The sequence below is a fragment of the Crateriforma conspicua genome, from assembly GCF_007752935.1.
Taxonomy (GTDB): Bacteria; Planctomycetota; Planctomycetia; order Pirellulales; family Pirellulaceae; genus Crateriforma; species Crateriforma conspicua.
Genome location: NZ_CP036319.1, coordinates 5,780,107 through 5,793,504 on the forward strand (window position 1 = coordinate 5,780,107; position 13,398 = coordinate 5,793,504).

Below are 13,398 nucleotides of genomic sequence, written 5' to 3' on the forward strand. Positions count from 1 at the left end.
CGACCAATCAGTGCGCCGGCTCTTCGATACCTGGGGGCCTTTCCCTGAGAGAACGCGGCGAAGAAGACGGCCGAAGGTGGATGTCGATTTCATGGACGTGTGATTTCGAAATCTGCTGAAGGTGAGAATCCTGATCCCTCTATCGGGGGCAACACCATCCTACTTCTCTGTTTTACCTTCGCAATCGATTCAATCGGCAAAGATGGCACCTTTGTCGTCAGCATTCCTTAAGATGACTTCTCCCGCCTGCGTCGATTCGCCCTGTGTCGCGCGAAAACGTGACCACGACGCCGACATCCCGCATGAACGCGTGCACACGCTGGTCTTGCCAAGACCAATGATGCCACGGCCCTCCCTATTCCCCATTCCTTATCGCAGCGACGGAGCCCGCAATGGCGTTTCCAATTCGTTTGTTGTTCGGACTTCAGCCCGTTATCGGCGTTCTTTTGATCATCGCATGGATGACGCCGGGACACGATGCGACGGCCGATGCCGGTGCCCACGGCTGGGACCGAAAGGAAGTCCACGATCGTTTTTTCACCGAGGGCGCATCGGCCGGCGACTTGGACGGCGACGGTCACTTGGACATCGTCGCCGGCCCGCTTTGTTTCCGGGGCCCCGATTTTCAACAGCGGTTTCGAATCGCCCCAGCCAAAGAATTTCCGGTGGAGGTCTACAGCGATCAATTCTTCAGCCACGTCGCCGATGTGACCGGTGATGGGGCCGTCGACGTTCTGGTCATCGGCTTTCCTGGCAAGCCCGCGCGTCTGTACGTCAACCCGAACGCCGGACCTGTCGATCAAGATTGGCCGGTTCATGAAATCACGGGGCCGGTCGATAACGAATCGCCCGCGATCATCGACCTGATCCCCGGTGGCAATCCAGAAATTGTTTGTGGCAATGCCAGCCAATACGGTTATTACCGATCCGGCGACGATGCGACAAAGCCTTGGACTTGGACGCCGATTTCAAGGCCAGGTGCATGCCCGAACCGATTCACCCACGGCATGGGTGTCGGTGACGTTGACGGGGATGGCCGGCTGGACGTGATCGGAAAGAGTCATTGGTGGAGTCAACCCGCCGACGATGATGCCGAAGCCCTTTGGCCCGCCAAACGTTGGAACGATTTGGCCAACTATCCCGGTGGTTCCCAGATTTGCGTCAACGATGTCGACGGCGACGGTGATGCGGACATCGTGACGTCGCTGCACGCACACGGTTACGGGTTGGCGTGGTTTGAAAACCGCGGCGGCGACATCTTCACGCGACACGACATCATGGGCGAATCGTCCCAAGACAACCCGTACGGCGTCGCTTTCAGCCAACTGCACGCCGTTGCGATGGCGGATGTGGATCGCGACGGCGTCAAAGACATCGTGACGGGCAAACGCTTTATGGCTCATCGCGGCAAAGACATCGGCGGATTACAGCCCCCGGTTTTGGTCTGGTTCCGCTGTGTTCGCACCGAATCATCTGTGGATTTCGTCCCACACCTGATCGACGATGACAGCGGCGTTGGTGTCGATGTCCTGGTCACCGACCTGAATGCGGATTCATGGGTCGATGTTGTGTCCAGCAGCAAACACGGGCTGACGGTTCACTTGCGCGACCCCAACATTGCGATGACCGCCGAACCCAAATGGCAGGTGGCCGAAGGCCGCGACCAGTCCAAGTATGTCGAGGGGTTCACCCCACAGCAGGCGGCCGAAAACATGATCGTTCCACCAGGCTTTGAGGTGGACCTGATTGCCGGTGAACCAGATCTAACACAACCAATCGCGATGTGCTTTGACGCCCGAGGCCGCATTTGGGTGATCGAAGGCCACACGTATCCCAACAAAGCGCCGGCGGGGCAGGGCAGGGACCGCATCGTCATCTTCGCCGACAACGATTCCGACGGCACGTTCGAATCCAAGTCGACGTTTATCGAAGGCATCAACTTGGCCAGTGCCATCGAAGTCGGCTTCGGCGGTGTCTGGATCGGTGCGGCTCCCGAGTTGTTGTTCATTCCGGACGCCGATCACGACGGCACCCCGGACGGCGCCCCGGTGGTCCTGCTGGACGGATGGGGACACCAAGACACGCACGAAACTTTGAACAGCTTCACGTGGGGCCCCGACGGATGGTTGTACGGTTGTCATGGGGTCTTCACGCATTCCAAGGTCGGCAAACCGGGCACCCCCGAAGATCAACGTGTTCGATTGAATGCCGGTGTGTGGCGGTACCATCCGACGCGTCACGAGTTCGACGTTTTCGCCCACGGAACCAGCAATCCATGGGGGGTGGATTTCAACGACGAAGGCGAATGGTTCATCAGTGCCTGCGTCATTCCCCACCTGTATCACTTATCGCAGGGTGGTCGATATCAGCGACAAGCGGGACGGCACTTCAATCCCTACACCTATGACGACATCAAGACGATCGCCGACCACGCGCACTTCGCCGGACGAATTCAAGAACACGCGTACTGGGGTGAAAACAAGATCACTCGACCGCCCGCCGCAATGGACACATCCATGCTGGGCGGCGGCCACGCGCATTGTGGTTTGGCTATCTACGACGGAGACGTTTTTCCGGCCCAGTATCGTGGCGATCTGTTCTTTCACAACTTGCACGGCCACCGCATCGTCCGGGAAAAAGTTGAACGCGACGGCAGCGGATACGTGGGTCGACATCGTCCGGACTTTGCCCTGGCGCAAGATCACTATCAAGTCGGCGTTGGGATCATGGTGGGTCCCGATGGCGCGTTGTACACGTCCGACTGGCATGACGTTCAGACTTGTCACCATCGCGATCCGGAAATCTGGGACCGCACCAACGGGCGTTTGTTTCGAATCCGATATGGCGATGCCCAAGGGATCAGCCTTGACCTATGGTCATCCGACACGAGCGATTTGATTCGCAACTTGGATGGGACCAATGGCTTTGTGGCAAGACAATCGGCCAGAATCCTGCAGGAGCGTCACAGTGATGGCGTCTTGGACCTGTCAAACGAACAGATTGTCAACCTTCCCGACCGGATGACGTCCGCTGAAGGCCGACGTCGCGCCGTCTGGCTGGCCGGTGCGATTCTTGGTTCCGATGCCAATCCGATCAATCACTGGATTCAAGATGCTGACCCCGTGATTCGTCGCTGGGCGATTCACCACGCAACACAGCAAAGCGACATGACACGCGATGTCGCTGCGCATATCGCCGAAATCGCGTCAACGGAACCGAACGCTTCGGTTCGACGAAAGATCGCATCGTCAACGCAGAACTTTGCACCGGAGTACCGTTTGCCGATTTTGCGGTCCCTTGCCAAGCACACGATTGATGCGAATGACCGCAATCTGCCATGGCTGTTCTGGTATGCGATGGAACCGTTGGTCCAGGATCACCCGAACGAATGTCTGGAGATCGCGCTGCAGAGCCAGATGAAGCCTTTGCCGGATTTCGTCATCCGCCGCACCGCCGAAACTGCCGATGGCCGCCAATCGTTGACGATGCGATTGACGGATCCGAAACAGCGTGGCCTGCGGCTGACAATCCTGCAGCGTTTGCTGGATGCCTCGATCTCCCGGGGCGGCATTGAAATGCCAAAGGCTTGGCCGGCCGCGATGGACGCGCTCGCCGACGCCCCCAATGCTCAGGTGCAACGCTTGGCTCGCAACCTGGCGGTCCAACTGGGTGACACGACGGTCCTGCCGCATTTTCGGCAAGTTTTAGCCGACACTAAAAACCCCGTGGTGCGTCGACAACAAGCACTGCAATCGCTGATGACGGCGGGCGATCCAACACTGGCGGACCAACTGCATCGACTGCTGGACGACGCAGCGATCCGCGACGCGGCCCTGGGCGTCCTGGGGCAACTGTCGCATCCCGGGTCCGCCAATAAAATCATCGCACGGTTTGACCAATTCCCCGCTGAAACGCAAACGATCGCACTTTCAGCACTGGTCACGCGAATCCCCAACGCCGATCGATTGGTTGCGGCGATGGAAGACGGTGATATCGATCCGCGATCGGTGCCTGCGTACGTGGTCCGCCAGATCATTCCGCTTGCCCAACGTACGTCAGACAGCGATCTGCTTTCACGATTGGAACGCGTTTGGGGCAAAGTCGGACGCAGCGACGCGGAAACGCAGGAGCAGTTCAAACGCTATCAAGCCATCCTGACGCCGCGAGGGATCGCATCGGGCGACGCCCGGCTTGGCCGCAAACTGTACGAGGCCAATTGCGGCAAATGCCACCGGCTTTTCGGCGAAGGCGGCCAGATCGGACCGGACATCACTGGGGCCAACCGATCGGACGTGCGGTATTGGCTGGAAAACATTCTGGATCCCAATGCCTTGATCGGTCGCGATTATCGCATGACCAATTTTCTGCTGTTGGATGGACGCATTGTCGGTGGAATTGTCCGTGACGAGAACGACGATGCGGTGACCATTCAGACCGCCGAACAGCAAGTCGTGATTCCCAAAGATGAGATCGAGGAAAGGATCGAATCCGATGTCAGCTTGATGCCGGTCGGACAACTGGAACCGATGTCCGATAACGATGTTCGGTCGTTACTGAAGTATTTGATGGGGCCCGGCCAAGTACCGCTGCCGTAGTCGCCTGGAATCGCCGAGAACCCGGGCCCCGTTGCGTGCGGTGTCCGGTTGGAAGAATCGACGCCGTGGGACAAACTCGTGAACTTCTCAGGCGTCGGCGACGTCCTTTTTCCGGTAATCGATCCCCAAGGCACCCCAAATGATCGTCGTAATGAAGTCAGGCGCCACCGAAGCGCAGGTCCAATCCACCGTCGCGAGGGTGGAAAAAATGGGCCTGAAGGCCAACGTCATCGTTGGCACCGAACGAACCGTTGTCGCCGTCGTCGGCGACGAACGTGTGCTGGACGCGCCGTCGCTGGAGGCCGGTGATGGTGTTGCCGAAGTCATGCCGGTGGTGGCCAAATACAAACTGGCCAGCCGCGAAGTCCGACCCGAAAGCAGCGTGATCACCGTCGGTGGTTTTCAGGCCGGTGGCGGGCACTTGGGTGTCGCGGCAGGCCCCTGCAGCGTCGAAAACGAAGAACAGATTGTGGAAGTCGCCAAAGCGGTCAAAACGGCGGGAGCGACCGGACTGCGTGGCGGCGCGTTCAAACCACGGACCAGCCCCTACAGCTTCCAAGGCTTGAAAGAAGACGGGCTGAAGATGCTGGCCACCGCCCGCGATGAAACCGGGTTGGCCGTGTTCACCGAGGTCATGTCGCCGGAGGAAGTCGACTTGGTCGCCAAGTACGCCGACGTGCTGCAGATCGGTGCACGGAACATGCAAAACTATCGGCTTTTGGAAGCCGTCGGTCGATGCGACAAAGCGGTCCTGCTGAAGCGGGGACCGTCGGCCACGATGGACGAATTCTTGCTGGCTGCCGAATACATTTTGGATGGCGGCAACGAACGCGTGATGCTGTGCGAACGAGGCATCCGCACCTTCGAAGCCCACACGCGATTCACCTTGCCCCTGGCCAGCGTTCCCTACCTGCATTCGAAAAGCCATTTGCCGGTGATCATCGATCCCAGCCACGGGACCGGCCACACCTACATGGTTCACGACATGGCGGTCGCCGCGGTCGCCGCCGGTGCCGATGGTTTGATCATCGAAGTCCACCCCGATCCGCCCAATGCCGCCAGCGACGGATACCAGTGCCAGGATTACGCCCAGTTCGAAAACACCATGCGGCGGATTCAAAAGGTGCAAAAGGCCTTGGCCGATTAACGCATCGGATCGTGAGGTCATCAGTCCGTCCGGTCGGTGACGCCGAAACGTCGAACCAAATCTTTTTGACCACCGAAAGCCGCCAATCCGTTGTCCGCCCAAGACCAAACCATCGACCAGTACCAGGAACTGATGCAGTTAAATGCGGTATCGCACGTGTTGCGAACCGCCAAACAAGTCGGCTTGCTGGACGGTTTACGTGACGGCCAGCGGACACTGGATCAGCTTCGCCAGGAACTCAATCTGCGCTCGGAGCCGACTCGTTTGTTGTTAGCCACCTTGGTGCGGACCGGCATTGTCGAGCAGTACGACGACGACTTTGCACTCGCACCGGTGGCACAGTTGCTGTGCCAGTACGACAGCGATCTCGGCGACGGTCGATGGCGTCAGTTGGCCGACAAAATCCGCGGGGACGATGCGGCGCCCTTTCGCGCTCGCGACCATTTCGATGCCACCGCGGCCACTCAGTGGGTGCACACCGCTTCGGCGATACAGGCGGCCGAAATCTTGAACATCGGTGGCGCCGACGAACCCCGTGGGCCCAAAATCTTGGATCTGGGGTGTGGCAGCGCGGTTTGGAGTTGTGCGATGGCATTTCGCGATGTCGGTGCGACGATCACCGCGGTCGACGACGAAGCGACGCAAGTGGCAGCGGCCAACATGGCGGCCAGTATCGACTTGACCCGACGGTTCGACTTTCATCCCGCCGACCCGGCGGAGGTCGCCAAATTGCCGATGGATCAGGCCGCAGCGGAGCATCCTTGGGCGGGCGAAACATACGATTTGGTGCTGCTGGCACAGCGACTGCATGCCTATGACGAAGCGACGGGCGACCGGCTGCTGCAATTTGCCACTGGCTTGGCGGCTCCCGGCGGTCGCGTGGTCGTGATCGATCTGTTTGCGTCCCCGGCCAAGCCCAGTTTGGCCGAAACGCTGGAGGCTTTACGGCTGGAAATCGAAACCGATGGCGGCCGTGTCTGGGACTTGGAAACCAGTTCCCAGCGGGCCAAACGCTGTGGTCTGACTGACGTGCAGTTCACTTTTTTGGCCGCCAGCCGGATCAACCTGGGCATGCTGGTCGGGGTCCGAGCCGAGCGGACCGACTGAAAATTTTGCGTATAAGGAATCGGTGGTACGGGGAACATCGGCGGCTTTCGTCCCTCATTGGCGGGGTCTGAAAATCTTGGCCCAGAAATTGCCGCGGGCCGCGTTGACAAATTCCACGGTGCGTTCGTAAGCTACGCGGCTCGAACCGAACATCCCTTATTTCTGAATGACCGCCAACGATGGCCGTTCCAAAACGTAAACACAGCAACAGCCGGACGGGCAAGCGACGCAGCCACGACCGTGTCAAGAAACGTCAAATCGCTTATTGCCCGCAATGTTCCGCGGCCGTGCCGACGCACACCATGTGCCCCAAGTGTGGGTATTACATGGGACGCACCGTGGTCGAACCCAAAGACGAATAAACACTTCATCAACGTCGGCGGTTCGCTGCGAACGGTGGGATCAAAACACGTGCATTCCCGCTGAAAATGCGATGACCTAGACGGCTGATGCTGTGCTTCGGACCGTCGTCGCCGTGGCCGGACGTCGACGGACAGAATCGGACTCTGCCGATTCTGTACAGAAAGGACAGCAGCCGTGACATTCGACGTGCAACGGGTCGGGATTCTGTTTCCCGGCCAAGGGGCCCAGGTTCCCGGAATGGGTAAAGCCCTCTCCGAGCGAGCATCTTTGGCCCGCGAGCTTTTCGACCAAGCCAACGAAATCCTGGGTTACGACTTGGCCCAACTCTGCTTCGAGGGCCCGGCGGAAAAGCTGAACCAGACGGAATTTTGCCAGCCCGCTTTGTTCGTGACGGGCATCGCCGCGGCAAAGGTTTACGCCGATGAACAGCCCGAAATGGCCCAGCGAATCGTCGCGGCCGCCGGGCTGAGCCTGGGTGAATACACGGCCGTATGTTTCGCCGACGGCCTGGATTTTGCGGACGCCCTGCGATTGGTTCAGCGCCGCGGACAGGCCATGCAAGCAGCCGCCGACGCGGTCAAAAGCGGCATGTCCAGCGTGGTCGGCTTGGACTTAGAACAAGTTACCGCCGTCTGTGACGCCGCCCGCCAGGACGACGAGATCCTGCGTCCGGCCAACTTGTTGTGCCCGGGGAACATCGCCACGTCCGGACACCTTTCGGCCTTGGCTCGGCTGGAACCGCTGGCCAGCGAAGCCGGTGCGATGAAGGTGATTCCGTTAAGTGTCGCCGGTGCATTTCATACCGACCTGATGGCACCGGCGGTGGATCAGCTGAAGCAGGCGTTGCAGGAAATGCCGATCCGGGACACCCGCATCCCGGTCTACAGCAACGTGGATGCGGCGCCGCACCAAAAGGCCGACGAGATTCGCGACTTGTTGACCCGCCAAGTGGTCAACCCGGTTCTTTGGGAAGCCTCGATCCGCCGCATGATGGACGACGGAGTCGAAGGATTTTTGGAATCCGGAACCGGCCGTGTGTTGCGAGGCACTCTCAAGCGGATCAATCGAAAATTCCCCACCGACGGTTTTGGCGATTAGCAATCACGCCGCCTCCGTCGAAGCCAGCCACATTTTCAACGCCCCCTTTTTGCCCTGTCGCCCCGAAACGACTTCGGGCGTCCCACCGAAACCGGGAACCCCATGAACAAACCCATCCAAATCGATCTTTCCGGCCAAGTGGCCATCGTCACCGGTGCCTCCCAGGGTCTGGGCAAAGCCGTCGCCGTCGCCTTAGGCGCCAATGGCGCGACGGTCGCTTGCATGGCCCGCAATGCTGAGAAGTTGGCTGCGACGGTTGGCGAAATCGAAGCCGCCGGTGGCAAGGCCGAAGCAGTCGCCTGTGACGTCACCGACCGCAAAGCAGCCGCCGACGCGATCGCGTCAGTCCACAAGACGCACGGCCGTCTGGACATTCTGGTCAACAACGCCGGCATCACTCGCGACAAATTGATGCGGGGCATGAGCGACGAAGAATGGGATTCGGTCATCGACACGAACCTGACCAGTTGCTTTGTGTGCTGTCGCGCCGCGGCCGGCCTGATGCGTCGCAGCAAGTACGGCCGAATCATCAACATGGCCAGCGTGTCGGGCCTGATTGGCAACGCCGGGCAAGCCAATTATTCCGCCAGCAAGGCGGGGATGATCGGCATGACGCGAACGATCAGCAAGGAATTGGCCAGCCGTGGCGTGACCTGCAACTGCGTCGCCCCCGGCTTTATCGAATCCGACATGACCGCTGAATTGGGCGACGTCGTGCTGGGCGAGGTCACCAAACGGATCCCCGCCAAACGTCTGGGCAAACCCGAAGATGTCGCCGCCGCCGTCCTGTTTTTGGCCTCGGCGGACGCCGGATATGTGACCGGGCAAACGCTGGTCGTCGATGGCGGTCTGATCCAATAACCCCAGCCGCACCGGGGCCCCCGACGGGTGGCCCGCTGCGGTGCACGTTTTGATCCAGTTTCCCGTTCTTGACGGATTTCTAATCTTTCACCTATCTTTCCTGCCACGCCGACGGGTCGAAAGCGCATTCGAAGCGAAGTCTTGGGCTCCTTGAATCCATGAGCCGTCAACCAGTCGTTGCGATTCGATCGGCTGTGACAGCCCCCCGTCCCAACCTGATAAACGAAAATTTTTGGAACCCAGCCCATGGCTAGTATTGAAGAACGCGTCGTCGACATCGTCGCGGAACAACTCGGCGTTGATAAAGAAAAGATCACTCGCGAAACCTCGTTCGTGAACGATCTGGGCGCCGACTCCCTGGACACCGTTGAATTGGTGATGGAGTTGGAAGAAGAATTCGATATCAGCATTCCCGACGAATCGGCTGAAAAGATTCAAAAGGTCGGCGAAGCAGTCGACTTCATCGAATCCGCCAAAGGCGAAGACGCCTGATCGCCGGACCGCGTTTTGCGGTCCTTCCAGGGCACGGTTTCGGATCAGCGGTTTTTGCGGTCGCCATCGCTTGATGGGTCAGCGACGAAACAAAGATCTCTTGCATTCGAAACCGTCACGTGCCTCAACCCGGACACACGTGGTTGATTCTTTTGAATCGGCGGCAATTTCCAACGCCGCCCATGCCACCAAAGTCCGACATTTCTTTTCCCGATCCGAAATGATGCCCGTCACGGCCGGATCCCCACGCCATCTCGGGCCGCGGATGTGGCCCGCCTGTCGCAATCGCCAGCGGGGACGGGCAGGACACGCGGAACACATCACGCCCCGCTTGGCATCCACAGCACCATTATCATGCCCGATTCGAAGTCACGTCGTGTTGTCGTCACCGGTCTCGGTGTTGTTTCGCCAATCGCATTAGACGTTCCGACGTTTTGGGACCAACTGACCGCTGGTCAAAGCGGCATCCATGAACTGACAACCATGGATACGTCGCGATACAAAATCCACTTTGGTGGCGACATTCCGAATTTCGACGTGACCGAATACGTCGAAGCCAAAGAAGCCAAACGGCTGGACCGGTTCACCCAATTTGCCGTCCATGCATGCGGACAAGCGGTCGCCGACAGCGGCATCGATTTCACCAGCATGGATCGCTCACGTTGCGGTGTGATCCTGGGCAGTGGCATCGGCGGCCTGGGCGAAATCGAAATGCAGATCGGCCGCATGCTGACCAAGGGCCCGGATCGCGTCAGCCCCTTCACCGTCCCGAAGATGATGCTGAACGCCGCCGGCGGAAACATTTCCATCACCTACGGACTGACCGGTCCCAATTACGCCGTGGCCACCGCCTGTGCCAGCGCCACCAACGCGATGGGCGATGCACTGCGCAGCATTCGGCTGGGCGAAACAGACGTCGTCATCACGGGCGGCAGCGAAGCAGCGATCACCGGCATGGGACTGGCCGCTTTCCAGAACATGAAGGCGCTTTCAACCCGCAACGAAGCACCGACCGAAGCCAGCCGACCGTTCGACGCCGATCGCGACGGATTCGTCTTGGGCGAAGGTGCGGGCCTGCTGATCTTCGAAGAACTGCAGCACGCACTTAATCGTGGAGCGAAGATTTACGGCGAAGTACTGGGGTACGGCACGACCAGCGACGCCGGCCATATCACCGCTCCGGATCCGGAGGGAACCGGCGCCGCAGCGGCCATGAATGCCGCCATCACCGACACCGGTTTGCCGCTGGAATCGATTGAATACATCAACGCCCACGGAACCAGCACGCCGCTGGGCGATAAAGCCGAAACCCGGGCGATCCGCCGGGTCTTTGGATCGCACGCCGATCACCTGGTCGTCAGCAGTACCAAGAGCGCGCTGGGCCATTCGCTGGGCGCCAGCGGTGGCATCGAAGCGGTCATTTTGTGCAAGACGTTGCAAACGTCCACGATCTCTCCGACGATCAATCTGCAGAACCCGGATCCGGAGTGTGACCTGGACTACTGTGCGAATACGAAACGCAATGTTGATGTCAAAATCGCGATGAGCAACAGTTTCGGATTCGGCGGCCACAACGCCTGCATCGTCGTGGGCAAATACGACGACGCTTCATCCGCGAACTGAGCCCGATTCCCCACGTCGACGATTCGCCATTTGTTGTCACCCAGCCCCAAACTTGACCGCACCGAATACGTCGAACAGGCCTACCTGTTTCAATTGCTGGGCGAACGCATCGCCAAGCAGGTCCCGATGCAGGAATTGCTGGAACAGACCCGGCACGAATTGTTGTCGACGACGAATCTGCCTTTGGCCATTTCGTTTCTGTTGACCGAACTGAAACATAGCGGTTTGATGTCGCCGGCGATGAGCCGATTGGGACACTATTTCACACCGTTTCAAACTTATCTGATCAGCGAATCAGAAAAGGACACGGGACGTTTCAGCATCGAATCCGCATTGTTGGTCCTGCAAGGCGACGCGGAATTTCGTTCACGCATCGGTGTCCAGACCCGTGTGGGCAATGACGACCAGCCGGCACGCCCGACCGGCTATGACGTTACCGATGACCCGCCGGCGGAATCCCAAGCGGCCTTCTTCTTCCAGTTCGAAGTGTTGTGTCGAAATCGGCTGAACTATGACCGCGGGCTGACGGCGATGAGCGGTGATCCGATCTATTCACGGCCGTTTGCCAAGTGGATCCTGGATCTTCGGGCTCAGATCGGACTGGTCGATTTCGCCGATCTGCTTTATTTGGCCAGCGCGTTTTACAAATCGCAATTGCAGGAAAAAGGCTTAACGCTGGACGGAAAGGGGCCGTTTCTATTCGGTCAGAAGGAAGGCCGCATTGCATTGGCAAACCGCCGCAAAGATCCGGTCTATCTGTTTTCCGCCATGCAACGGCATCTGGGATACCCGGAAGTCCCGCGCCCCAAACCGATCGACGAAACGATCGATCTGATTCCGCAAATGGCGCGACGTATCGAGCGTTTGGAATCTCGCATTCAGTTGATGGAAGAAGAACGTCGGGCCAGTTTGGACATCACGAAGTTTTACGAAAAGCATCGGCCCGATCCGCCATCGCTGGACGAATTGCCCTGAAGCGATCGTCCGTCTCGTCCGCACAAAGAAGCCCATCACCACCAAGCCACCGCGACGGCGTCGCCGTTACGATGCCAGTCGACGATACGCTTCGGCATACTTCTCGGCTGTCTTTTCGACAATTTCCGCAGGCAGCACCGGCGGCGGACTGTTTTTGTCCCAACCGCATTGCGACAAGTATTCACGAACGAATTGCTTATCAAACGACGGTTGCGAATGGCCGGGCTGATAAATATCGGCCGACCAGAACCGCGAACTGTCGGGTGTCAGCACTTCGTCGATCAGGATGACCCGATCGTCATCGACGACACCGAATTCGAACTTGGTGTCGGCAATGATGATCCCTTTGTCTTGCGCGATTCGGCTGGCGCGGTCGAAGACCTGCAGACTAAGGTCGCGAAGATGGTTTGCACGCTCGGCCCCCAGTGCGGCCGCCATGACGTCAAACGACACGTTTTCGTCGTGGCCTTCGTCGGCTTTGGTTGCCGGAGTAAAAATCGGCCGTGGCAATCGATCACATTGCCGAAGCCCCGCCGGCAATTCGACGCCGCAGACCGAACCGCCGGCCTGGTATTCGCGCCACCCGCTGCCCTCCAGGTATCCACGAACGACGCATTCAAAGGGCACGACGTCGGCTTTGGCGGTCACCATGATTCGCCCGGCCAGAGGCGTCACATCAAACTTGTTCGCCAGGTCGTCCGGAACGTCCAATGAGACCAGGTGGTGGGGGATGTCCAACGATTCGAACCAAAACCCGCTCATCCGGGTCAGCAGTTCACCTTTACCTGGAATGCCGTTGGGCAGAATGTAGTCAAACGCGCTGATTCGATCGGTACTGACGATCAACAGACCGCTGCCCAGATCGTACACATCGCGAACCTTACCGCTGCGGCGGGGGAGCGGCAAAGCCGTTGACAGAAGCGCCCCATTGCCATCGAACTGATAAAGATCCGAAGAGTTTGCGGGATTCTGGGCGGACGGGTTTTCGGATTGGGGATTCATCGTCAGGCTGTCTCGCAGGTTCAAAGTGAGGCGGCTAAGATAACCCGCCCTCGGCAATCCGACACGTCCGGTCGGATTGGGGACAGAGTCGGTTTCCCTAAAATTCGCCCAGTTCGTATCCGTCGGTTGGTTGGT

At 59.0% G+C, this 13,398-nt stretch carries 10 protein-coding genes; 9 read left to right on the forward strand and 1 reads right to left on the reverse strand.

Annotated features, from left to right (window positions below):
- Positions 1-392 precede the first annotated feature (392 nt).
- From Mal65_RS21160 to Mal65_RS21200, 9 genes are all read left to right on the forward strand, one after another.
- Complete coding sequence (locus Mal65_RS21160; protein WP_145302248.1) at positions 393-4,595, forward strand: PVC-type heme-binding CxxCH protein; 4,203 nt, start codon at positions 393-395, stop codon at positions 4,593-4,595.
- A 139-nt stretch (positions 4,596-4,734) separates the two neighbouring features.
- Complete coding sequence (gene aroF / locus Mal65_RS21165) at positions 4,735-5,742, forward strand: 3-deoxy-7-phosphoheptulonate synthase (protein WP_145302251.1); 1,008 nt, start codon at positions 4,735-4,737, stop codon at positions 5,740-5,742.
- 90 nt (positions 5,743-5,832) lie between these two features.
- On the forward strand, positions 5,833-6,849 hold the full coding sequence (locus Mal65_RS21170) for a methyltransferase domain-containing protein (RefSeq protein WP_145302255.1): 1,017 nt from the start codon (positions 5,833-5,835) through the stop codon (positions 6,847-6,849).
- A 179-nt stretch (positions 6,850-7,028) separates the two neighbouring features.
- Positions 7,029-7,211 (forward strand): 50S ribosomal protein L32, encoded by a 183-nt coding sequence (gene rpmF / locus Mal65_RS21175; protein WP_145302258.1) that lies wholly within the window; start codon positions 7,029-7,031, stop codon positions 7,209-7,211.
- 175 nt (positions 7,212-7,386) lie between these two features.
- Positions 7,387-8,310, forward strand: coding sequence for an ACP S-malonyltransferase (fabD, locus tag Mal65_RS21180; RefSeq protein ID WP_145302262.1), 924 nt, complete (start codon positions 7,387-7,389; stop codon positions 8,308-8,310).
- A gap of 102 nt (positions 8,311-8,412) precedes the next feature.
- Positions 8,413-9,171, forward strand: a complete 759-nt coding sequence (fabG, locus tag Mal65_RS21185) for a 3-oxoacyl-[acyl-carrier-protein] reductase (RefSeq protein ID WP_145302265.1) — start codon at positions 8,413-8,415, stop codon at positions 9,169-9,171.
- 246 nt (positions 9,172-9,417) lie between these two features.
- Positions 9,418-9,663 (forward strand): acyl carrier protein, encoded by a 246-nt coding sequence (gene acpP / locus Mal65_RS21190; RefSeq protein ID WP_145302269.1) that lies wholly within the window; start codon positions 9,418-9,420, stop codon positions 9,661-9,663.
- Between the two features lie 354 nt (positions 9,664-10,017).
- Positions 10,018-11,286, forward strand: coding sequence for a beta-ketoacyl-ACP synthase II (gene fabF, locus Mal65_RS21195; RefSeq protein ID WP_145302272.1), 1,269 nt, complete (start codon positions 10,018-10,020; stop codon positions 11,284-11,286).
- A 30-nt stretch (positions 11,287-11,316) separates the two neighbouring features.
- Positions 11,317-12,261, forward strand: coding sequence for a hypothetical protein (locus Mal65_RS21200; protein ID WP_196784351.1), 945 nt, complete (start codon positions 11,317-11,319; stop codon positions 12,259-12,261).
- A gap of 66 nt (positions 12,262-12,327) precedes the next feature.
- On the opposite strand, the gene Mal65_RS21205 is transcribed toward Mal65_RS21200, so the two are convergent.
- The gene (locus Mal65_RS21205) at positions 12,328-13,263 is read right to left on the reverse strand and encodes a phosphoribosylaminoimidazolesuccinocarboxamide synthase (protein ID WP_145302275.1); all 936 of its coding nucleotides are present in this window, start codon (positions 13,261-13,263) and stop codon (positions 12,328-12,330) included.
- Positions 13,264-13,398 lie beyond the last annotated feature (135 nt).

Bases quoted from the DNA above. Each gene is read 5' to 3' on its own strand.
- Mal65_RS21160 (WP_145302248.1), top strand. From the start codon at position 393: ATGGCGTTTCCAATTCGTTTGTTGTTCGGACTTCAGCCCGTTATCGGC.
- aroF (WP_145302251.1), top strand. From the start codon at position 4,735: ATGATCGTCGTAATGAAGTCAGGCGCCACCGAAGCGCAGGTCCAATCC.
- rpmF (WP_145302258.1), top strand. From the start codon at position 7,029: ATGGCCGTTCCAAAACGTAAACACAGCAACAGCCGGACGGGCAAGCGA.
- fabG (WP_145302265.1), top strand. From the start codon at position 8,413: ATGAACAAACCCATCCAAATCGATCTTTCCGGCCAAGTGGCCATCGTC.
- acpP (WP_145302269.1), top strand. From the start codon at position 9,418: ATGGCTAGTATTGAAGAACGCGTCGTCGACATCGTCGCGGAACAACTC.
- fabF (WP_145302272.1), top strand. From the start codon at position 10,018: ATGCCCGATTCGAAGTCACGTCGTGTTGTCGTCACCGGTCTCGGTGTT.
- Mal65_RS21205 (WP_145302275.1), bottom strand. From the start codon at position 13,263: ATGAATCCCCAATCCGAAAACCCGTCCGCCCAGAATCCCGCAAACTCT.